Source organism: Corynebacterium sp. HMSC29G08 (assembly GCF_001806875.1).
In the GTDB taxonomy this organism is placed as follows: Bacteria; Actinomycetota; Actinomycetes; order Mycobacteriales; family Mycobacteriaceae; genus Corynebacterium.
The window spans coordinates 101,031-121,033 of the sequence record NZ_KV786209.1; the positions used below are offsets into that span (position 1 = coordinate 101,031).

19 protein-coding genes are annotated in these 20,003 nt (G+C 61.3%); 8 read left to right on the plus strand and 11 right to left on the minus strand.

The window, feature by feature from the left end:
- Window positions 1-31: 31 nt before the first annotated feature.
- From HMPREF3101_RS00855 to HMPREF3101_RS00880, 6 genes are all read right to left on the minus strand, one after another.
- Window positions 32-1,939, minus strand: coding sequence for an ABC transporter ATP-binding protein (locus tag HMPREF3101_RS00855; protein ID WP_070462039.1), 1,908 nt, complete (start codon window positions 1,937-1,939; stop codon window positions 32-34).
- A complete protein-coding gene (locus HMPREF3101_RS00860; protein ID WP_210386143.1) occupies window positions 1,936-2,961 on the minus strand; it encodes an ABC transporter permease in 1,026 nt (341 codons plus the stop codon). Before HMPREF3101_RS00860 ends, HMPREF3101_RS00855 begins: the two co-directional genes overlap by 4 nt.
- 12 nt (window positions 2,962-2,973) lie before the next feature.
- Window positions 2,974-3,957, minus strand: a complete 984-nt coding sequence (locus HMPREF3101_RS00865; RefSeq protein WP_070462040.1) for an ABC transporter permease — start codon at window positions 3,955-3,957, stop codon at window positions 2,974-2,976.
- Between the two features lie 95 nt (window positions 3,958-4,052).
- Window positions 4,053-5,753, minus strand: coding sequence for an ABC transporter family substrate-binding protein (locus tag HMPREF3101_RS00870; protein WP_070462041.1), 1,701 nt, complete (start codon window positions 5,751-5,753; stop codon window positions 4,053-4,055).
- Window positions 5,754-5,883: 130 nt separating this feature from the next.
- The gene (locus HMPREF3101_RS00875) at window positions 5,884-6,420 is read right to left on the minus strand and encodes a ribonuclease FAU-1 family protein (RefSeq protein WP_070462042.1); all 537 of its coding nucleotides are present in this window, start codon (window positions 6,418-6,420) and stop codon (window positions 5,884-5,886) included.
- A gap of 3 nt (window positions 6,421-6,423) precedes the next feature.
- Entirely contained in the window at window positions 6,424-7,140 is a 717-nt protein-coding gene (locus HMPREF3101_RS00880; RefSeq protein ID WP_246816585.1) for an Rv1157c family protein, read from the minus strand.
- 243 nt (window positions 7,141-7,383) lie between these two features.
- Here HMPREF3101_RS00880 and typA point away from each other — a divergent pair, with 243 nt between their 5' ends.
- The 7 genes from typA to HMPREF3101_RS00915 all read left to right on the plus strand — a co-directional run bounded on the left by typA (window position 7,384) and on the right by HMPREF3101_RS00915 (window position 13,691).
- Window positions 7,384-9,300 carry a translational GTPase TypA gene (typA, locus tag HMPREF3101_RS00885; RefSeq protein WP_070462043.1) on the plus strand — a complete coding sequence of 639 codons (1,917 nt, stop codon included), beginning with the start codon at window positions 7,384-7,386 and terminating at the stop codon, window positions 9,298-9,300.
- Entirely contained in the window at window positions 9,301-10,164 is an 864-nt protein-coding gene (mshB, locus tag HMPREF3101_RS00890; protein ID WP_070462044.1) for an N-acetyl-1-D-myo-inositol-2-amino-2-deoxy-alpha-D-glucopyranoside deacetylase, read from the plus strand.
- Window positions 10,152-10,466 carry a hypothetical protein gene (locus tag HMPREF3101_RS00895; protein WP_070462045.1) on the plus strand — a complete coding sequence of 105 codons (315 nt, stop codon included), beginning with the start codon at window positions 10,152-10,154 and terminating at the stop codon, window positions 10,464-10,466. Before mshB ends, HMPREF3101_RS00895 begins: the two co-directional genes overlap by 13 nt.
- A gap of 13 nt (window positions 10,467-10,479) precedes the next feature.
- On the plus strand, window positions 10,480-10,803 hold the full coding sequence (gene fdxA / locus HMPREF3101_RS00900) for a ferredoxin (RefSeq protein WP_070462046.1): 324 nt from the start codon (window positions 10,480-10,482) through the stop codon (window positions 10,801-10,803).
- Window positions 10,804-10,808: 5 nt separating this feature from the next.
- Complete coding sequence (gene dapC, locus HMPREF3101_RS00905; protein ID WP_070462047.1) at window positions 10,809-11,900, plus strand: succinyldiaminopimelate transaminase; 1,092 nt, start codon at window positions 10,809-10,811, stop codon at window positions 11,898-11,900.
- Between the two features lie 2 nt (window positions 11,901-11,902).
- Window positions 11,903-12,430: a GtrA family protein gene (locus tag HMPREF3101_RS00910; protein ID WP_070462048.1), complete on the plus strand. Its 528-nt coding sequence runs from the start codon at window positions 11,903-11,905 to the stop codon at window positions 12,428-12,430.
- 124 nt (window positions 12,431-12,554) lie between these two features.
- Entirely contained in the window at window positions 12,555-13,691 is a 1,137-nt protein-coding gene (locus HMPREF3101_RS00915) for an HNH endonuclease signature motif containing protein (RefSeq protein ID WP_083280012.1), read from the plus strand.
- 11 nt (window positions 13,692-13,702) lie between these two features.
- Here the strand turns inward: HMPREF3101_RS00915 and HMPREF3101_RS00920 are convergent, their stop codons facing one another.
- The 5 genes from HMPREF3101_RS00920 to HMPREF3101_RS00940 are packed head-to-tail and all read right to left on the minus strand — an operon-like array spanning window position 13,703 to window position 18,851.
- On the minus strand, window positions 13,703-14,251 hold the full coding sequence (locus tag HMPREF3101_RS00920) for a GNAT family N-acetyltransferase (RefSeq protein WP_070462050.1): 549 nt from the start codon (window positions 14,249-14,251) through the stop codon (window positions 13,703-13,705).
- On the minus strand, window positions 14,241-15,170 hold the full coding sequence (gene dapD, locus HMPREF3101_RS00925; RefSeq protein WP_070462092.1) for a 2,3,4,5-tetrahydropyridine-2,6-dicarboxylate N-succinyltransferase: 930 nt from the start codon (window positions 15,168-15,170) through the stop codon (window positions 14,241-14,243). The genes HMPREF3101_RS00920 and dapD overlap by 11 nt, the downstream gene beginning before the upstream one ends.
- Window positions 15,171-15,180: 10 nt before the next feature.
- The gene (locus HMPREF3101_RS00930; protein WP_070462051.1) at window positions 15,181-16,560 is read right to left on the minus strand and encodes an amino acid permease; all 1,380 of its coding nucleotides are present in this window, start codon (window positions 16,558-16,560) and stop codon (window positions 15,181-15,183) included.
- Window positions 16,557-17,915, minus strand: coding sequence for an amino acid permease (locus HMPREF3101_RS00935; protein ID WP_070462052.1), 1,359 nt, complete (start codon window positions 17,913-17,915; stop codon window positions 16,557-16,559). Before HMPREF3101_RS00935 ends, HMPREF3101_RS00930 begins: the two co-directional genes overlap by 4 nt.
- A 15-nt stretch (window positions 17,916-17,930) precedes the next feature.
- Complete coding sequence (locus tag HMPREF3101_RS00940; protein WP_070462053.1) at window positions 17,931-18,851, minus strand: 2,3,4,5-tetrahydropyridine-2,6-dicarboxylate N-succinyltransferase; 921 nt, start codon at window positions 18,849-18,851, stop codon at window positions 17,931-17,933.
- Window positions 18,852-18,882: 31 nt separating this feature from the next.
- On the opposite strand from HMPREF3101_RS00940, the gene dapE reads away from it, so the two are divergent.
- The gene (gene dapE, locus HMPREF3101_RS00945) at window positions 18,883-20,001 is read left to right on the plus strand and encodes a succinyl-diaminopimelate desuccinylase (protein WP_070462054.1); all 1,119 of its coding nucleotides are present in this window, start codon (window positions 18,883-18,885) and stop codon (window positions 19,999-20,001) included.
- Window positions 20,002-20,003 lie beyond the last annotated feature (2 nt).

Consider the following 20,003-nt stretch of genomic DNA (forward strand, 5'->3'; position numbering starts at 1 on the left):
CCCTAAGGGGGCGTCGACAAGCAACAAGGCCCTATTCCGGCTGGTAGGTTTGGCGCACGCGGTTGCGCTCAACCTCCGGGTCAGGAATCGGGATCGCAGACAACAACGCCTTGGTGTACGGGTGCTGGGGGTTATCAAACACCTCATCCGCGTCGCCGAATTCCACAAAGTCGCCCTTGTACATCACCGCAACACGGTCCGACAGGTGGCGGACCACCGACAGATCGTGTGCCACGAACAGGTACGACAGGCCAAGCTCGCGCTTCAGGGACTCCAGCAGGTTAATCACACCAGCCTGGATAGATACGTCGAGCGCTGAGACCGGCTCATCCAGCACAATCACCGAGGGGTTGGTGGCAAGCGCACGGGCGAGGCCGATGCGCTGGCGCTGGCCTCCCGAGAAATGGCCCGGGAAACGGTCAATCTGAGACTCGTCCAGACCTACGGTGCGCATCAGCTCAGCAATACGCTCGTCCTTGTCGCCTTGGTAACCAAGCGCGTTCAGCGGCTCCTGGATGATCTCCTTGACCGTCATGCGCGGGTTCAGCGAGCTCATCGGATCCTGAAACACCATCTGCAGGTTGCGGCGGGCCTTCTGACGAGACGCGTGGTTGAATTTCGAGGCATCCTCACCGCACAACACAATGCGGCTGCCGGGAGCAGGATCCAGGTTCATGATCTCCAGCAAGGTGGTGGTCTTGCCGGAGCCGGACTCGCCCACGATAGCCATGCACTCACCGGCGCGAAGGTCGAAGGAGACGTTCTTTACCGCGTGCACTGTACCTACGCGACGCTTCACCAACGCACCCTTAGTCAGCGGGAATTCCTTGTTCAGGTTCTCCACTTCCAGGGTCACCTCGCGCTCTTCGCGAGGCACGTTAGCCAGCGAATCCTCCGGAAGCACCGGGGTGGGGTAGAGCGGACAGCCGTTGATCGTGCCGTTTTCAATCTCGTTGTGGCGAATGCAGGCGACCTCGTGGCCTTCGTTATCCCCCACAGGCTCAAGCTTCGGCTCGCCGTTTGAGCACTCCGGGACAGCGATCGGGCAGCGCGGCGCGAACTGGCAGCGTTCCTGCATGTTCACCAGCTTCGGCGGGGTGCCCTCGATAAACGTCAAGGGCTCGTCTGAGGGGACGTCCACACGCGGTGTGGAACCAAGCAGGCCGATGGAGTACGGCATTTGCGGGGCCTTAAACAGCGTGTGCACGCCGGCCTTTTCCACGGGGCGGCCACCGTACATCACCAGCACGTCATCTGCGGTGCCAGCAACCACGCCCATGTCGTGGGTAATCATGATGCAAGCCGCGCCAGTTTCACGCTGCGCAACCTTGATCACGTCCAGGATCTGGGCCTGGATGGTCACGTCGAGGGCGGTGGTTGGTTCGTCCGCGATCAGTACCTTCGGATCATTCGCAATCGCAATAGCAATGACCACGCGCTGGCGCATACCACCGGAAAACTCGTGGGGGAAGGACTTCAGGCGCTTCTGCGGCTCCGGAATACCCACAAGGTCCAAAAGCTCAGCCGCACGGGTGAGTGCCTTGGACTTGGAAATGTTGTTGTGGGCCTGCATGGCTTCCACCAGCTGCGTACCAATGTCATACACCGGCGTCAAAGCGGACAGTGGGTCCTGGAAGATCATGCCGATCTCGTTGCCGCGGATGTGCGACATGGCCTTGTCGTTTTTGGTCAGCAGTTCCTCGCCTTTGTACAGCACCGAGCCGGTGACCTTGGCGTAATCCGGCAAAAGCCCCATCACAGCCATGGACGTGACCGACTTGCCCGAGCCGGACTCGCCCACAATGCCAAGGGTTCGGCCGGGGTAGAGGTCAAAGTCCACGCCGCGTACCGCGGAGACAACGCCTGCCTCCGAGGGGAAAGAAACGTTGAGGTCACGAACGCTAAGTACCGGGTTAGCGGAATTCACGGAAGATGTCATGCTCGGCCTCCAGAGTTCGAGTTCGGGTCAAAAGCGTCACGCAGGCCGTCAGCAATGAAAGCCATGGAGACGGTCAACAGCGTCAGCACAAGCGCCGGGAAGTAGAACTGCCACGGGGTGGTGATCAGGGTTCCGGTACCGGTCTGCAGCAGGGTACCCAGAGACACATCTGGCAGCTTCACGCCTAAGCCAAGGAAGGACAGGGCGGTCTCACTCATGATTGTGGAGACCACGCCCATCATGAACTGGATCACCAACAGCGACGCCACGTTGGGGATGATGTGGCGCACAATCGACTTCGGACGGGAGACACCCATGAAACGGGCGGCGCGAACGTAGTCGTTTTCTCGGATAGACAAAGCCAGTGACCAAATCACACGAGCGGGGTACATCCAGCCGAAAGCGATGAGCACCACGGTGAGCACCTTCCAGTCGCCGCCAGAGCCGGAGACCAACAGTGCAATCATCAAGAAGGTCGGCACTGCCAGCATGAAGTGGATGATTGCCAGCACAATTTTTTCAAGCGCACCGCCGTAGAGCGCAGCACCTGCACCAATGAGCGCAGAGAGGATCGTGATAGCCAGCGCTGCTGGCACTGCAATGGTCAGGGAACGGCCAAGGCCGTGCACAACCTGAGCGAATAGGTCATTGCCGGAGTCAGTGGTACCAAACCAGTGTTCCTTGCTTGGGCCGGTGGCTAGGTTCAAAAAGTCCGGTTCATCGTAGGCCCAAGGCGTGATGAACTTGCCAAAGACAGCGAGCAGGACCAGCACGATGAAGATAACCGTGCCTACTACCGCCATGCGGTTTCGCAGGAAGCGGCGCAGGTAGATACGGCTCTTGCTGGTGCCGCGTAGTGCTGCGGACTGGTTTAGTGGCTCAGCACTTGCCGTGCCGTCTGCCTGGCGTCCGGTTTCAGACGTAGCCGTCATGTCATTAACTGGGATGTTTGCGTGCATACCCAGGTTCTGGCTGGCGCGACGTGGCTGGCCAGAGTTAGATCCGGTGTATTTCGTCGACATTGGTGTGCCTCCCTAGCTAACCCGGACTCGGGGATCAAGTGCCACCACAAGCAGGTCCGCCAAGATCGCAGATATTGCGGTCATCGCGGCGCCGAAGGCCGCAACAGCAACTGCGCCATGCACGTCGTTGCGGCTGATGGTCTGGATGAAGTATTGGCCCATGCCGTTCCAGGCGAAAATGCGCTCCGTCATCACCGCACCGGTGAAAATACCGGGAACGGAGAATGCCACCGAGGTTGCCACCGGAATCAGTGAGGTGCGAAGCGCGTGCTTGCGCACCGCCTGCGCCTTGGTCAGGCCCTTGGCGCGAGCAGTGCGGACGTAGTCCGCGTTCAAGTTATCCAGCAGCAAGGTGCGCTGCATGAAGTGGTAGCCCGCGTAGGAAATGATCAGCAGCGCAAGCGTGGGCAAGATAAGGTGCTGACCAAAGTCAACTAGCTTGTTCCACGTGCCTTGCACATTGGAGTTAGATGCGCCGGTGACGTAGAAGATACGGCGCCCGGTCCACTCGTTGATCTTGATGCCAAGCCACACCACTGCAATAGACGCCACAACCACGTGCGTGTTCATCGTGATGATGGAAATGCCCTGCCAAACGCGGTCGGCGCGCTTGTACTGGCGCGACGCCGTGTACACGCCCACTGCCACACCAATGACGATGGACAGGAAGGTTGCCACGAACGTCAGCTGGGCGGAGACCCAGATGCGAAACGCAATCTGTTCGTTCACCGAGTCACCGAGCGGGGAGTTACCCCAGTCCCAACGTGTCAGGATGCCGGTGAGCCATGTCCACCAACGCTCAATTATCGGCGTATTCGGGCTCAAGTTGTTGGGCTCAAGCAAAGCATCGATCTGCTCTGGTGAAAGCGGAGGGCGACGGCCGAAGTAGTTGGCGCGCGGGTCCAAAAAGAAGCTGGCGAGGAAATACGTGAGGTTGGTGGCCAGAAAAACGATGAGGCTCCAGCTCAGAATTTTCCTTATGAGGTAGCGGAACATGGCGTCTCTCAGTCTGTGTCAAAACGCATAAATCCGCTCGAAGCCACAAGGGCCTCGGCGGATTTACGCGACGTGATCAACGGTTACCGGGTCTCTTACTTCGCCCAGCCGACGTTCTCGATCGGCAGCACTGCGAAGGACATAGCACCCAAGTTAGCCAGGCCCGGCTTGGTAGCAACCATCTCAGGGCCGTTGGCGTACGGCATGATGCCGAACTCGCCGAAAGCTTCCTTCTCAAGCTCGTTAGCGCGCTTGATCTGCTCGTCAGCGTCCTCGATCTTCTGCAGCTCTTCGATCTTCGCGTCCAGCTCAGCGGAGCCCGTGCCGGACTTGTTCAGCTCAGAATCAGATGCGTAGACCTGGCCGAAGTAGGCAACACCGAACGGGTCGGTGGAGGAGAAGCCCATCATGAACAGATCGAAGTCCTTCTCGGAGGTCACCTTGGAGAAGTCAGAGCTCGGGCGCTCCTCGATCTGGACGTCGATGCCAACTGCGCGCAGCATGGACTGCATTGCGGAGGTGGTGGCCTGAACCATCGGGGAGTCACCCAGGGTGACGTAGCGAACGGTCAGCGGGTTCGCCTCAGAGTAGCCAGCCTCCTCGAGCAGCTTCTTTGCCTTCTCCTGGTCGTACTGAACCACGGAGCCGAAGTTGTCCTCGTAGCCATCCTGGGTCTGGAACAGGGTGAAGGAGCCCGGCAGGTCCTCGGTGTAGTCCAGGCCGTTGAAGCGGATCGCGGCAAGCTGGGAACGGTCAATTGCCGTCATGATTGCCTCGCGCACCTTCGGATCATCCAGGCCCGGTGCCTCAGAGTTGATGGTCAGCAGGAAGTTCGACGGACGCAGGGAGACGCGGATGTCAGCCTGGTCACCCATCTGACGTGCGGTCTCCAGACGGTCACGGGAACCAACGCCGGTCAGGTCGATCTCACCTGCGCGGAAAGCGTTGATGGAAGCCTGGTCCTCCATTGCGCGGTAGGAGATGCGCTCCAGCTTGGCAGGCTCGCCCCACCACTTCTCGTTGCGCACGAAGGAAACTTCACCGGTTTCAAAGTTGACGTTTTCAACCTTGAACGGGCCTGCGCCCCACTCCGGGTGGAGCTGCTTGAGGTAGGCGTTCATGAAGGTGTCAGCGGAGTCAACCTGCGGCGGAACGAGGTTGCCGAAGAGGCCCTCCCACCACGGGTATGCCTGCTTGAAGGTGACAACTGCCTGTTTGTCGGTCTCGCCACGGGTGACAGATTCGATCAGCTCGTAGCCGTCGGTGGAGTTGACCTGAACATCCGGGTTGGAGCCGTTGTTGAACTTCCAGGTGTTCTCAAATGCGGTCCAGTCGATCGGAGTGTCGTCGTTGTACTTGGCCTCATCCACGATGGTGTAGGTGACCACGGTCTTGCCGTCCACAACCTCGTCCTTCACGTCGCTGAGGTAGGCCGGGTTCGGGTGGTAGGTACCGTCACCGTCGAAAAGAGTCAGCTGCGGGTTGTACTTGACCCACACGTCACGTGTGTAGCGGTTCATGTTGGCGTGGAACACGTTCTGCTGCTCAGCCATCTCGGTGATAGCCATGGTCAGCTCACCGCCGTCCTGGATTTGGTCGCGCTCGAGCGGGTTGTAGTCTCCAGCGGCGTTGATTTCCAGGCCACCCGTGGACTCACCAGTGGACTCTGCAGCCTGGCTCGACTCTGTGGAGGTGCCGGCGCTGGTGGACTCCGTGCTGTCACCTGCACATGCGGTGAGGGTCAGGGAGATGGTGGACAGGCCGGCGATTGCGGCGAGGCGAATGCGGTTCTTCATGTGACCGGTCATCCTTTCAACGGAAAACAAAACTTATTGCCACGAAAGCAGTGGGTTTCATAAACGTTAATGAAAAAAGTGATGTGTCACACCATTTTCGGCGCATTAATTTGCGCCAAAGGGCTTTTTGCTAGCCGACGGGGGTGAGTTCCACCTCATCCGCCCACGTCAGCTCGATGCCGAGGGTGCGCAGCCATTCCATCGGATCATCGCTGTGACGGGTGATGCCCTCGACGGCATTCAAGGTGCAGTCAATGGCTTTCTCGGCTTCCTCAGCAGTGATTAGCCCTGCGGAGGTAGCTGCGGCGAGTTCGTCGATATCCAAGACGTCGATAGGAGTGCCGGTGTTTGAGACTAAGTCAACGTAGAGGTCACGCGTTGTCCATACGTCGCCGTCAACGTCAATGTCCGCAACGTCGAAGTAATACTCCTGCTCTTCTTCTACACCCTCGCGGAAGTGAAAGATGTTGGCTCTCAGGCCGAGCTTTGGAAGCAGCCAGCTTTCGAGGTAGCCAAAGCGGGGGTGGTTTGCCCCACGTGCCATGTACAGGCCAAAGTCAGTCACCCGAAACGTGTCTACCTCACGGAGGAATCCCTTGGGGTCCACGTTGGTTTTGGAGACCGTGTCAAAGGTTTCCTGCTTGACAGGGTGTAGGTCAACGCTCATCTCTTACCTCACAGAAAAACTTGCGGCGGTGGGGGCGAAGTTGCACACCCTGTCTTGGGTGCGCACGCCTCCGTCTACAACTGCGAGTACGCGCCCAGTGCCCGTCTTTGCGGTTGCGGACAGGGTTGCCGGTCCTGATGGGTTTATCAGATTGTTATCTAAAGGCGTTACGCCCGTGCGGAAATTGTTGAGATTGATCCAGTACACCTTCATCAACCCCTGGTCGGGTGCGGCGGCCGGTGTGCCAAGCGCGGTGAAGACAAACGTGACCTCCCCAGCGTTAGCTCCAGGTGCCGGGGTGGTGGCCGGACCTGGGACGACGAGCGCTGATGCTGTGGAGTGCAGGCCAGGGCCAATGCAGTGGGAGGATACCGTTGGCCAGTAGAACTGGGTGAACGGGGGAGCGTCCTCGGGCAGCGGGGGGCCTCCGAGTTCTCCACCACCGGCGTAGAACGTGATCGCCGTGCGCAGGGCGTTAGCTACCTGGTCAGGTACGAACGGTTTGTCTGCAAAGTCATGGACGCGCTGGACTACCTGTGGAGTAGGTCGGCCTAGCTCATCAAGCAGTCCAAACGAAGCAGAGGATGCTTGAGCGCTGGCTGCGGAGGCGAAAACGCTCGCGCCGACCAACAGGGATGCGCTCAGCGCGGTAAGCACGGTGCTTGCGGAGGCGCGGATTGATTTGGGCAGGGAAAACGTCACTTGAGCAACAATAGTCACTTATGTAACAACGTCAAGGTGAAATCGAGTTTTTGCTCCCTGCCGTGTGTGGTGTTGTGGGCCACAAAGAAGCAGGCCGAACAGGCGAAAGGGCTGAAAAGTCAAGACTGCCGGGGCAGGTCCACACCCTACTGAACGGCACAGGGAAAGCTCAATGACCAGCTAGAGCGAACGTGCGATTCGGAAGTCAGAGGGGTAGTGTTTAGACGTTCATACCGCCTATATATAAGGAGCAGCGGTTAAGTGTCGCACCCTGAATTTCGAAATGTAGCCATTGTTGCCCACGTTGACCACGGCAAGACCACCCTGGTCAACGCCATGCTGGAGCAGTCCGGCGTGTTCGGTGACCACGGTGAACACGGCGACCGCGTGATGGACTCCGGTGAGCTCGAATCCGAGCGCGGCATCACAATTTTGGCCAAGAACACCGCCATCCGCCGCGCAGGTGCCGGTAAGGACGGCCGCGACCTGGTGATCAACGTGATTGACACCCCGGGACACGCCGACTTTGGTGGCGAGGTTGAGCGCGGCTTGTCCATGGTGGACGGCGTTGTGCTCTTGGTTGATGCATCTGAGGGCCCGCTGCCGCAGACCCGCTTCGTGCTGGGCAAGGCGCTGGAATCCAAGAAGCCGGTCATCATCTGTGTGAACAAGACTGACCGTCCGGACGCACGTATTGATGAGGTTGTTGAAGAAGCCCAGGACTTGCTGCTTGAGCTGGGCGCTGGCCTGGAAGATCCGGAAGCAGCTGAGGCTGCGGAAAACCTGCTGGAACTGCCAGTGCTCTACACCTCCGGCCGCGCGGGCCGTGCTTCCCAGGAAAACCCGGGCAACGGCAACCTGCCGGACAATGAGGATCTGCAGCCGCTGTTTGACGTTATCTATGACGTGCTGCCAGAACCGTCCGCCGACATCGACGCCCCCTTCCAAGCGCAGGTGACCAACCTGGACTCCTCCTCCTTCCTGGGCCGTATCGCACTGATCCGCGTATTCAAGGGCTCCGTGAAGAAGGGCCAACAGGTCGCGTGGGTGCACTATGACGCGGAAGGCAACCAGCATGTGAAGAACGTGAAGGTGGCTGAGCTCCTGGTCACTGAAGGCCTGGATCGCGTCCCCGCCACCGAGGATGTGGTTGCCGGAGACATTGCCGCAATCTCCGGTGTGGACGAAATCATGATCGGTGACACCTTGTGCGACCCGGAGCACGTTGCACCGCTGCCGCGCATCAAGGTGGATGACCCTGCGATTTCCATGACCATTGGCGTGAACACTTCGCCGATGGCTGGCCGTAACGGCGGTGACAAGCTCACTGCTCGCATGATCAAGGCGCGCCTGGACCAGGAGCTGATCGGTAACGTCTCCATTAAGGTGCTGCCGACGGAGCGCCCGGACGCCTGGGAGGTCCAGGGCCGTGGTGAGATGGCGTTGACGGTGTTGATTGAAACGATGCGTCGTGAAGGCTTTGAGCTCACCGTGGGCAAGCCGCAGGTAGTGACCAAGGAGATCGACGGCAAGACCTACGAGCCGTACGACCACATGGTTATCGACGTGCCGAGTGAGCACCAGGGTGCCGTCACCCAGCTACTGGCAAACCGCAAGGGGCAGATGACCGCCATGTCCAACACCGGTGCGGGTGATTGGGTGCGTATGGAGTTTGACGTGCCGTCGCGAGGCCTGATCGGCTTCCGCACCACCTTCCTCACCGAAACCCGCGGCGCCGGCATTGCCAACTCGTACTCCATCGAGCACCGTCCATGGGTAGGCGAAATCAAGGGCCGCCCGACCGGCTCCCTGGTAGCAGACCGCTCCGGCCAGGTCACCGCATACGCCCTGCAGCAGCTGGCGGACCGCGGCGACTTCTTCGTGGAGCCGGGCGCTGAGACCTACGAGGGCATGGTCGTTGGCGCGAACTCGCGTGATGAGGATATGGACATCAACATCACCAAGGAAAAGAAGCTGACCAACATGCGTGCAGCCAGCGCCGATACGACCGTGACGCTGCAGAAGGCCCGCACCCTGTCGCTGGACGAGGCCATCGAGTTCTGTGATGAGGACGAATGCGTCGAGGTCGCGCCCGAAGCGATGCGTGTTCGCAAGATCATCCTCAACGCCACTGAGCGTGGCCGTGCACGTTCCCGCGCCAAGCAGCTGAATAAGTAAATGCGGGATCTCATCGGCTATCGCGCCGTATTCGTCCACGCGCACCCGGACGATGAGGCGATTACTACCGGCGGCACCATTGCGGATCTTGCACGTCGTGGCGCGGACGTCACCGTGGTCACCTGCACCCTCGGCGAAGAAGGCGAGGTGATCGGAGAGACGTACCAGCACCTGGTTGCCGGCGAGGCCGACCAGCTTGGTGGCTTCCGCATCGGCGAGCTTGCGGCCTCCCTGCGTGCGCTCGGCGCCCGCGGTGAGTTCCTCGGCGGCGCCGGTCGCTTCCGTGATTCCGGCATGGCCGGCTCGCCAGCACACCAGAACCCGCGCGCGTTTGTGAATAACACGCACACCGCTACCGACCTGCTGGTGGCGCTGTTTGAGCGCATCCGCCCGCATGTTGTGGTGACCTACAATGAGGTCGGCGGCTATGGCCACCCGGACCACATCCAGGCCCACCGCATCACACACGCCGCTGCCACTCGTGCCCAGGTGCCGCGCGTGCTGCACACCGTCCGCCTCGCGCGTGAGACTAACGCCGCCCTGCCCGCGGTTGCCCCCGCCGGTTGGCGCCTGCCGCAGCCAGGAGAGCTCGATGGGGTAGAGACAGCCGATTTGAGCATTTTGCTTGACGACGCCACGTATTCCGCCAAAACCGCCTCCATGCAAGCCCACGCCACTCAGCTGTGGATTGCCAACGGCCTGGTTTCTGAAACCAACCCACACGCAGTGCTCTGTGACGGCCCAATGGTCTACTACGCCCTGAGCAACCTGATCGTGCAGCCGCTGCAGCGCGTGGAGCACTACCAGCTCGGGGCGGGTGCGCCGCTGCCGGATGACGCGGACGGGATTTTTTGCGGACTGTAAAGCGTGGCGACTCCCGCGAGTTTTCCCGCGGCGAAATTATCCAGGCTTATGGCTTCCTGAGTGTTTTCGCCGCGGTTTCCGCGTTTGTGGGGGCAACGTATCTGTGGCAACCGCTTGCGTGGATACTTATGCCGTTGGCAACGTTGGTGTTCACGCGTACTGCCGCGCTGTGGACGTCGCGACGCATTGTGTGGCTGGTTCCTTTGGGGGTGTGGTGCGTCGTATGGATCTTCTTTGGCGGTGGTTGGGCGTTCGTCGCCGGTTTGGTCGGCGGCGTTTGGCCCCTCGCCAGGGCGAAGTGACATACTAGAGCGCATGACTTATGTAATTGCTCAGCCGTGTGTTGATGTCAAGGACCGCGGCTGCGTGGAAGAATGCCCGGTCGACTGCATCTACGAAGGCAAGCGCATGCTCTACATCCACCCGGATGAGTGCGTGGACTGCGGTGCTTGTGAGCCTGCCTGCCCGGTGGAAGCCATCTTCTACGAGGATGACACTCCGGAAGAGTGGAGTGAGTACTACGACGCCAATGTTGGCTTCTTTGATGAACTCGGTTCCCCAGGTGGCGCCGCGAAGACGGGCGCGCTTGATTTTGACCACCCGTTTGTGGCTGCGTTGCCGCCGCAGAACCAGGACTAGATTTTATGCGTACCCCTTTGGCCTTGGTGTTGCCCGATTTCCCCTGGGACACGATTGCAGACGTGAAGGCGAAAGCCGCGTCGCACCCGGACGGGCTGATTGACCTTTCCGTTGGCGGGCCGGTGGACCCGGTCGCGCCTGCGATCCAGCTTGCGTTGACGGAGCACGCCGCGATCCCTGGCTACCCGCAGACGGCGGGCACGCCTGAGTTGCGTCGCACGATTGTGGAGGCGCTTTCGCGCCGCTTCGGCATTACGGGCTTGGATGAGCAGTCGGTGCTGCCGACGATTGGCCTGAAGGAGGCTATCGCCTGGCTGCCCACGCTTCTGGGCATGCGCGGCGAGACGGTCATCATCCCCGAGGTTGCGTACCCCACCTATGAGGTCGCCGCCCTGATTGCGGGTTGCAAGGTGGTGCGCTCTGATCTGCCTATCGACGGCGCGTCGTTGGCCTTCATCAACTCCCCATCCAACCCGACGGGGGCGGTTATGGGCGTTGACCAGCTGAAGTCCTGGGTGGAGTTCAGCCGCGATACCGGTGCAATTGTGGCCTCTGATGAGTGCTATCTCTACCTCGGCTGGTCCGCTGAGGCGGTGTCCATCCTGCATCCGAGCGTGACTGGCGGGGACAACACGGGTCTTCTGGCGTTGCATTCGTTGTCGAAGACGTCGAATATGGCGTCGTACCGCGCGGGCACCATTTCCGGCGACCGGGCGTTGGTCCAGGAGCTGCTGGAGGCGCGCAAGCACGCGGGTCTCATGGTGCCGGGGCCGATCCAGGCGGCGATGGTCGCCGCGTTTGCGGACGACACACACGAGGAGCTGCAGCGCACCACGTACGCCGCGCGTCGCGCCGTGTTGCTGAAGGGCTTGGTTGCCGCGGGCTTTGAGGTGGATAACTCTGAGGCTGGTTTGTACCTGTGGGCGAGGAAGGACGGCTTGAGCTCGCGCGAGGCGCTCGCGTGGCTGGCTGAGCGTGGCATCCTTGCCGCCCCGGGTGATTTCTACGGCCCGGCGGGTGGAGACCACGTGCGCGTGGCTATGACCACAACGGATGCACACGCTGCCGAAGCAGCGCAGCGCCTAGGCGCAAGCTAGGAATGACCCCGCAACGGTTTGCGGCTGGTGTCACACAGTTTCTGAAGTTCGGCATCGTCGGCGGCTCCGGCGTGCTGGTCAACTTGGCCGCGTTTTATGTGTTCAAGAAGCTGTTGGACTCCGGCTTTGGCGTCCACGAGTCCGAGGTGTTTTTCAACCTCCTCGGCACGCGCTTTAACGTGCGCTGGTACCACGTGTTGTCCACAGTGGCGTTTGTGGTGGCGAATACGTGGAACTATCAGTTGAACCGTTCCTGGACGTTCCGCGGGGAGGGCGGGCGTTCGTGGCTGCGCGGGTATGTGCCGTTTCTGGCCACGGGTGTGGTGGCGCTGGTTGTGTCGCTGACGGTGATGACGTTTTTGATGAACCCGAACTCACCCTTCGCGTTGCCGGCGGATTTGTTTGATGACTCTACGGGGCTTCGCACCAAGAGCTATTGGGCGCAGGCAATTTCGACGTTTGCGGCCATGCCCGTCAATTTCGTGATTAACAAATTCTGGGCATTCGGTAAGCCGAAGGCCGCTTCCTAAACCAGCAGGTCAGCGCGTTGGGCCTTTTGCTTAGCGACGCTCCACCTGTGGATAACTTCAACTTATCCACAGGCGCAAGCGTCGGCGCTTGTGTGTGATTTTGGCGCGCATTAGCTTGTGGCTCATGAACTTTGGGGACTTTCTTTCGGCGGGGGTGGATACCCTGGCTGGCTTCGACCGTGACGCGGCGTTGGCGGTGTGCATCGCGCCGTCTAGGGTGCGTGAATGGCAGGCCGTTCACGGCGTCTATTACGGGCCGACGCGCTTTACGCGTAGGCAGGCGCAGGCCCGCGAGATGGCGGGAGGGGCGAGCCTGGACAAGCTTGTGCTTATAGAGCGCAAACTGCGCCGCGTTACCGACGACGGCGAGCGCTGGCGCCTGCGCGAGGAACTGCTGCGCTTCACTGGGCGCTATGACGCCCTTTCGCGCCACGCCGATACCCTCATTGACACCCCGAAGCCGCCGCCGCAGAAGCAGCTGCGCTTTAGCCGTTCGAAGTCGGGTATGCGGACGATGACGCTAACCTATGCCGAGCGCGACATTGCGGATGTGGAGCACGCGCTGCGCCAGGTCATCGACCACGAGCGTCCCGCCGCAGCCCAGCTTGCAGATGCGTTTGTGGGCCTTTTGCGTAACGACGCCTACGACAACCCACCCAGCGCCCCCACCCGCATCCCGCACGCCGCACCCCGCCCGATGATCCTCATCCCGCTGCCGCAGTGGATCCGCTTGGGTGCCGCAGCAACCACCGGCGCTGACGCACCCGCCACCGGCGCCACCGGCACTGACGCAGCCGCCGCAGCAGAGGTGACCCTGCACCTGACGGACGGCACGTCAATGACCGGTGCGGAGTTCCTAGCCAAGCACTACGGCGCAGAGCTGGAGGTGGCGCTGTTCCATCCTCGCGAGGGAGCGGTGAACCTGTATCGGACGCAGCGTTTCGCCAACGCGAAGCAGCGTGACCTGGCGGGGTTGTTGATGCCGGTGTGTCCGGCGCCTGACTGCCGCCACGGTTCCGACGCCTGCGAAATGCACCACGTGCAGTCCTGGGCACGCGGCGGGATGACGAACATGAATAATCTTTCGCCGCTGTGTCGCTATCACAACGGTGTCAATGACGACGATCCCGCGCACCACTATCGAGGCCGAATAGAGCTAAGGGGTGGGACGCCGATGTGGGTGTCGCCAAGCGGGCGGGCCGTACCGGCTAGAACTCCAGGCGCGATGCGCCTACTTTTCGGTGACGCTACGTCTCCGTGACTAGCTGCTGGCTAATCGCTGGCGAGGCGTGAGTACTGCGCGTGGTCGATGAACTCCCCGTGCAGTAATTCGCCGCCGCGGATGACACCTTCGAAGGTGTAGCCAGCCTGCTCGGCTACGTGCCGGGAGGCGGCGTTGTCTACCGCTGCCTGAATCACCAGGCGGTGGAAGCCGTGGGAAAAGGCGTGTTCGCTGACCAGACGGACTGCGCGCGTCATTGCGCCGCGTCCGCGTGCCCAGGGGGCGGCGTTGTAGCCGAAGGTGGCTGTTCGGTGTTGGGCGGAGCCCAGACGCAGTTCGATGTTGCCGGAGAAGCGGGCGTGGATAACAAGCGCCCACCGCATGCACTCTGGTCCGGGGTTTTCTAAAAACGCCTCAGCCATGTCTTTGGTGTAGGGGTGGGGGACTTGCGTCCAGCGCACCATGCGCGGGTCATTGCACGCGGCAATCAGATCTTCGCGCACATCCGCGATGGTGCGTACTTGTGACCACGGTATGAGCGCCAAGTCGGCGTCGACGAGGACGTCCTCCGGCAGCGGCCAGGTGAGGTTAGTTGGCATGGAGGATGTCGTTGAGTGCGACGCCCTTAGCGGGTACTACCTCGATGGCGCCGGAGAGGGAGTTGCGGCGGAACAGGAGCCCGTCCTTGCCGGAAAGTTCTACGGCCTTGACGGTTTCGCCGTTGACTTCCACCTTGGAGGATGCGGTGACGTAGAGGCCGGCTTCCACGATGCAGTCATTGCCCAGCGAGATGCCCACACCGGCGTTGGCGCCGAGCAGGCAGCGTTCGCCGAGTGAGATAACTTCCTTGCCGCCGCCGGATAGGGTGCCCATGATGGATGCGCCGCCGCCGATGTCGGTGCCGTCGCCAACCACAACACCTGCGGAGATGCGGCCTTCAACCATGGAGGCGCCGAGGGTGCCGGCGTTGAAGTTAACAAAGCCTTCGTGCATGACGGTGGTGCCTTCGGCGAGGTGTGCGCCGAGACGGATGCGGTCCGCATCGCCGATACGCACGCCGGAGGGGACGACGTAGTCCACCATGCGCGGGAACTTGTCTACGGAGAACACCACGACTGGGCCCTTGGCGGCCAGGCGTGCGCGGGTCATCTGGAAGTCGGCCACGGCGCAGGGGCCGTAGTTGGTCCAGACTACGTTTGCCAGCAGGCCGAACACGCCGTCCATGTTGGCGCCGTGCGGCTTGATCAGGCGGTGGGAGAGCAGGTGGAGGCGCAGGTAGACGTCGTAGGCGTCGATAGCTGGCTGATCAAGATCAGCAATTTGCGTATCGACGACCACGCGAGCCACCCCTCGCGCCTCATCCGGGCCCACCAAGTCGGCGAAGCGGGAGTCTTCTTTTTCAACTCGGGTGGTGCCGGTCTCGCCGGTGCCCTCGAGTTTCGGGGCGGGGTACCAAACGTCCAAAACAGTGCCGTCGTGCGTAACGGTTGCCAAACCACGGGCGGATGCAGAAGTCATGACAGACACCTTAGCCCTTCCTAGAGCCCTTGCTGGATTTTGTCAGGAACGACAGACCGATGAGGACGGCGGAAAGGATGGTGACGGAGATGATTTGGGTGCGTGATGAGGCGTCGAAAAGCATGAGCACCGTAAGCCCCACAAGGGCGGCGAGGGTGACCCAGGGCACCCAGGACGCGCCGCGCACACGCACGGTGGTGGCATGGATCTGGGGGTGCAGTTTGATGTAGCTCAGGGTGATCATGGTCCAGGTGACGATCAGGCAGCCGCCAGTTGCTGCCATGAGGAAGTCGATCATCCCCGGCGGGTTCCACCACTGCAGGCCGACGGCCACGAATGCGAAGAAAACACTGATCAGTACCGCGTTGGTGGGTACGGCGTTGGCGTTGGTTTTGGCGGTCCAGCGTGGGGCGTCGCCTTCCAGGGCCAGCTGGTAGATCAGGCGGGAGGTGCCGTAGAGCTGGGCGTTGAACGCGGACAGCAGTGCGAGCACGATCACGGCCTCCATGAGTCCTACGGCGCCCGGAATATTCGCCAGCTCAAGCACTTGGGTAAACGGGGAGTCGGCGGCGGAGTCGGCGCCGTCGATCTGGGCGTATGGCAGAAGCAGCACGATGACGGCGATGGAGCCGAGGTAGAACAGCGCGATACGCCAGATGATGGTGTTAACGGCCGTTTTGACGTTTTGTGCCGGGTTTTCGGATTCCGCGGCGGCGATGGTGACCACTTCGATACCGCCGAAAGCGAATGCCACGGCCAGCAGACCTGCGGCGATGCCGGTTATGCCGTGCGGGGCGAATCCGGATTCACGGACGTTGTCAAAGCCGACGAAGCCGTTGGACGGCAACAGGCCCAGCCAGAGGGCTGCGCCGATGATGATGAACCCGACGATCACGGCGACTTTGATCATGGCGAACCAGTACTCGAACTCGCCGAAGCCGCGCACTTGCGCAAGGTTGACGGCGGTGAGGAAGGCAACCACTACAAGGGCTGGTACCCACTGTGGGACGTTGAACCAGCCAGCCATCATGGCGGATGCGCCGGTGATTTCGGCGCCGCACGCCATAATCAGCAGGAACCAATAGAGCCAGCCGAGGAGGAAGCCTGCCCAGTGGCCGAAGGCTTGTCGGCCGTAGGTGGAAAAGGAGCCGGAGGAGGGGCGGGCGGCGGCCATTTCTCCAAGCATGCGCATTACGGCGATGACGATGGCGCCGGCGATGATGTAGGCGATGATGATGGCGGGGCCGGCGGCGCGGATACCTACGCCGACGCCGAGGAAGAGCCCGGCGCCGACTGCGGTGCCGAGCCCCATGAGGGTGAGGTGGCGTGATTTCAGGCCGGTGCCAAGATCACCGTCGGTGGTTAGGGTGCTGGGTGTGCTGGTGGTCATTGTGGGGTCTTTCGGGTCCAGATTGCGCCGGCGAGGCAGATGACGCCGACGACGACGGTGACGGCCAAAACCTGGAAGCGGCCGTCTGGGTTGGTGAGCATGAGCAGGACGAGGCCTGCGATTAGGGCGATGGTGGCCCAGGGCAGCCAGCTGGGTGCCCACATGCGGACGTGGGTGATTTCACCTCGCGTTACCAGCTGCGGGTGGAGGCGCAGGAAGGAAAACGCGATGGCGAACCAGATCACGATCAGGCAGCCGCCGACGGCATTGAGCAGAAATGCTAAAAGCCCCGGCGGGTTCCAGTACTGCAGACCAACGGCGACAAGCCCGAAGAAGACGGACACCAGCACGGCTCGGACGGGGACTCCGCGGGGGTCGGTTTGGGCGAAGGAGGTTGGGGCGTCGCCACGCACGGCGAGGGAATGGAGGAAGCGTGAGGATCCGTAGACCTGTGTGTTGCAGGCGCTGAGCAATGCGACGGCGATGACGGCTTCCATAATCCCAACGGCACCTGGGATGTTGGCGAGGCGCAGCAAGGCGGTAAAAGGCGATTCGGAGGCATCGTTGGCGCCGCCGATTTGGTCAAACGGCAGAAGTAGCACGATCAGCAGCACGGAGCCGATGTAGAACACGGAGATGCGCCAGATGATGGTCCTGATGGCGGAGTGCACGGCTACTTCGGGGTCTTCGGATTCGGCGGCCGCGATGGTGACAAGTTCGATGCCGCCGAAGGCGAACGCTACGGCCAGTAGTGCGGTGGCTACGCCGCCGAAGCCGTTGGGCATAAAGCCGACGTCGCGGATCTGGCTTAAGCCCACAAAGGACGTGCCTGGCAACAATCCCAGCCACAGTGCCACGCCGAGCGCGAGGAACGCCACGATGACTAGCACTTTGATCAGGGCGAACCAGAATTCGAATTCGCCGTAGTTCTTCACTGCGGCGAAGTTGATCAGCGTGAACACCACGATGGCGATGAGTGCTGGGATCCATGGGGAGATGGAAAACCAGGAGGCGATGATCGCGGAAGCGCCGGTGATTTCTACCGCCATGATCATGATCATCATGAACCAGTAGAGCCAGCCGATGGCGAAGCCCGCCCAGCGGCCGAAGGCTTGCTCGGCGTAGGTGGAAAACGCCCCGGAGGAGGGGCGTGCGGCAACCATTTCAGCCAGCATCTGCATCACACAGACGGTGATGAAGCCTGCGATGATGTAGGCCAAAAGCACGGCCGGTCCTGCGGCGGCGATGCCTACGCCGGTGCCGAGGAAAAGCCCGGCGCCGATGGCGGAGCCGAGGCCCATCATGGTGAGGTGTCGTGTTTGAAGTCCTCGCCCGAGCGAGGTGTTGTCTGCCATGGGGATGACGTTAGCCTACGGCCGTTGGCGCAGTACTGGGGAGTTCGAAAATGGTTCGTTGCTGATGACAATGTTGGATTCGCCGCTGATGTCGCGGGCGTGGACTTGGTGGCCGACGCGGGCGTCGAAAAGCGTGGTGCTCGGCTCTAGGACGACGCCGAGGCCGAGCTCACAGTTATTGCCGAGGTCTACGCCGATCAGCCCGGAGGAGTGACGCAGCTTGCAGTTTCGGCCGATGGTGAGGGGTTTGCGGTTGCGGCGCACCCCTTCGTCGGCGGCAACCAGCGCGTTGAGTGCGACTTTGCTGCCTTCGCCGACGGTTACGGAAGAAGACAGGCGGCCTTCGATGCGCGCCGGGCCGATGGTGCCGGCGTTGTATGACACGTAGCCTTCGCGGATGACTTGGGTGCCTGGTGCGAGGTGGGCGCCGAGGCGGACGCGTTCGGCTTCGGCGATGGCAACGCCGGTGGGCACCACGTAGTCCACCATGCGGGGGAGCTGTTCAATGCTTAAGACTTGAATTTGGCCGCGGGAGCGCAGGTTGGTGCGGATGTATTCGAAGTTGTCGGCAAGGCAGGGGCCTTTGTTAGTCCAGACTACTTCGGCGAGGTGTTCGAGGCAGTCGAACATGTTGATTTGCATGGGTTGGACGAGCCTGTGGGAGAGCAGGTGGAGGCGGAGGTAGACGTCGTGGGCGTCGATGGGTGGGGCGGAAAGATCGGCGATTTCGGTGCGTACGGGCACGAGTTCTACGAGCCGGTCGTGGTCCATGCCGATGAGGTTTAAGAAGCGGTCGGACAATTCGCGTGCGGAGACGCGCCGGGTTGCGGTGGTGAGGTTTTCGCCGCCGAGTTGTGGGCTGGGGTACCAGGTGTCCAGCACCGTCCCGTCCATGGCGATGTTGGCAATTCCTATTCCGTGGGCTCCTTGCAGCATTGTTGCATCATAACCAAGTAGCATCGGCGCAATGGAGCTTTCGCTTATCGACGCCCCCGTGACCCTGACCACCGAACTCATCGATATCGAGTCGCCTTCGCACCATGAGGCGAACATTGCCGATGTGATTGAGGCTGCGCTACGTGGCCTTGATGCTGGCAGTGCTGGCAGTGCTGGCGCTGTCAGTGTTGATCGTTTTGGCAACACGATTGTCGCGCGCACGCATTTTGCTAAGACGCAGCGCGTGGTGCTTGCTGGCCATGTGGATACGGTGCCGCTTGCAGATAACACGCCGCACCATTTCGAAGACACCGCGCAAGGACGTGTGCTGTTTGGCTGCGGCGCGGTGGATATGAAGTCCGGGTTGGCGTGTTACCTGTCGGCGTTTGCCGCGTTGGCGAACAATCCGGAGGCTTCGGCGTTTGACCTGACGTTTATTGCCTATGAGGGCGAAGAGGTTGCCACGAAGTACAACGGGCTTTATCACTTGGAGCGTGATCATCCGGAGTTGTTGGCGGGTGATATTGCGCTGCTTGGGGAGCCTTCGGGAGGCATCATCGAGGCCGGCTGCCAGGGCACGATCCGGGTGTTTGTAGACGCGCACGGTACTCGGGCGCATTCTGCCCGCTCGTGGCTGGGTGATAATGCCGCGCATAAGTTGGCTGGGGTGCTGGGCCGAATTGCGGCCTATGAGCCGCGCGATGTCACGATCGCGGGCTGTACGTACCGCGAAGGTCTCAACGTGGTGGGCATGGAAGGGTTCGTGGCCACCAATACGATTCCGGATTTTGCACGGTTGACGGTGAATTTTCGGTATGCGCCGGATCGTGGCGTCGATAGTGCAAAAGCCCACTTGGAGGAAGTGCTGGCCTTGGAGCCGGGATTGGAGCTGATTTACGACGATGTGGCGCCCGCCGCCCTCCCCGGCCTCGACGACCCGGTGGCCGCGGAGTTGGTGCGCGCCGTTGGTGGCAATGTGCGGGCCAAATACGGATGGACGGACGTGGCACGCTTCTCTAGTCTGGGGGTGCCGGCCGTCAACTTCGGTCCCGGAGATCCCGGTTTTGCGCACAAGCGCGATGAGCAGTGCCCAGTTGACCAGATTGAGCATGTGTACGAGCAGCTCATGGACTACCTGACGGCGAAATAGGA

Excerpts from the sequence above, each read along its gene's own strand:
- HMPREF3101_RS00855 (WP_070462039.1), bottom strand. The coding sequence starts at position 1,939 with ATGACATCTTCCGTGAATTCCGCTAACCCGGTACTTAGCGTTCGTGAC.
- HMPREF3101_RS00860 (WP_210386143.1), bottom strand. The coding sequence starts at position 2,961 with ATGTCGACGAAATACACCGGATCTAACTCTGGCCAGCCACGTCGCGCC.
- HMPREF3101_RS00865 (WP_070462040.1), bottom strand. The coding sequence starts at position 3,957 with ATGTTCCGCTACCTCATAAGGAAAATTCTGAGCTGGAGCCTCATCGTT.
- HMPREF3101_RS00870 (WP_070462041.1), bottom strand. The coding sequence starts at position 5,753 with ATGAAGAACCGCATTCGCCTCGCCGCAATCGCCGGCCTGTCCACCATC.
- HMPREF3101_RS00875 (WP_070462042.1), bottom strand. The coding sequence starts at position 6,420 with ATGAGCGTTGACCTACACCCTGTCAAGCAGGAAACCTTTGACACGGTC.
- mshB (WP_070462044.1), top strand. The coding sequence starts at position 9,301 with ATGCGGGATCTCATCGGCTATCGCGCCGTATTCGTCCACGCGCACCCG.
- fdxA (WP_070462046.1), top strand. The coding sequence starts at position 10,480 with ATGACTTATGTAATTGCTCAGCCGTGTGTTGATGTCAAGGACCGCGGC.
- dapC (WP_070462047.1), top strand. The coding sequence starts at position 10,809 with ATGCGTACCCCTTTGGCCTTGGTGTTGCCCGATTTCCCCTGGGACACG.
- HMPREF3101_RS00910 (WP_070462048.1), top strand. The coding sequence starts at position 11,903 with ATGACCCCGCAACGGTTTGCGGCTGGTGTCACACAGTTTCTGAAGTTC.
- HMPREF3101_RS00915 (WP_083280012.1), top strand. The coding sequence starts at position 12,555 with ATGAACTTTGGGGACTTTCTTTCGGCGGGGGTGGATACCCTGGCTGGC.
- HMPREF3101_RS00920 (WP_070462050.1), bottom strand. The coding sequence starts at position 14,251 with ATGCCAACTAACCTCACCTGGCCGCTGCCGGAGGACGTCCTCGTCGAC.
- dapD (WP_070462092.1), bottom strand. The coding sequence starts at position 15,170 with ATGACTTCTGCATCCGCCCGTGGTTTGGCAACCGTTACGCACGACGGC.
- HMPREF3101_RS00930 (WP_070462051.1), bottom strand. The coding sequence starts at position 16,560 with ATGACCACCAGCACACCCAGCACCCTAACCACCGACGGTGATCTTGGC.
- HMPREF3101_RS00935 (WP_070462052.1), bottom strand. The coding sequence starts at position 17,915 with ATGGCAGACAACACCTCGCTCGGGCGAGGACTTCAAACACGACACCTC.
- HMPREF3101_RS00940 (WP_070462053.1), bottom strand. The coding sequence starts at position 18,851 with ATGCTGCAAGGAGCCCACGGAATAGGAATTGCCAACATCGCCATGGAC.
- dapE (WP_070462054.1), top strand. The coding sequence starts at position 18,883 with ATGGAGCTTTCGCTTATCGACGCCCCCGTGACCCTGACCACCGAACTC.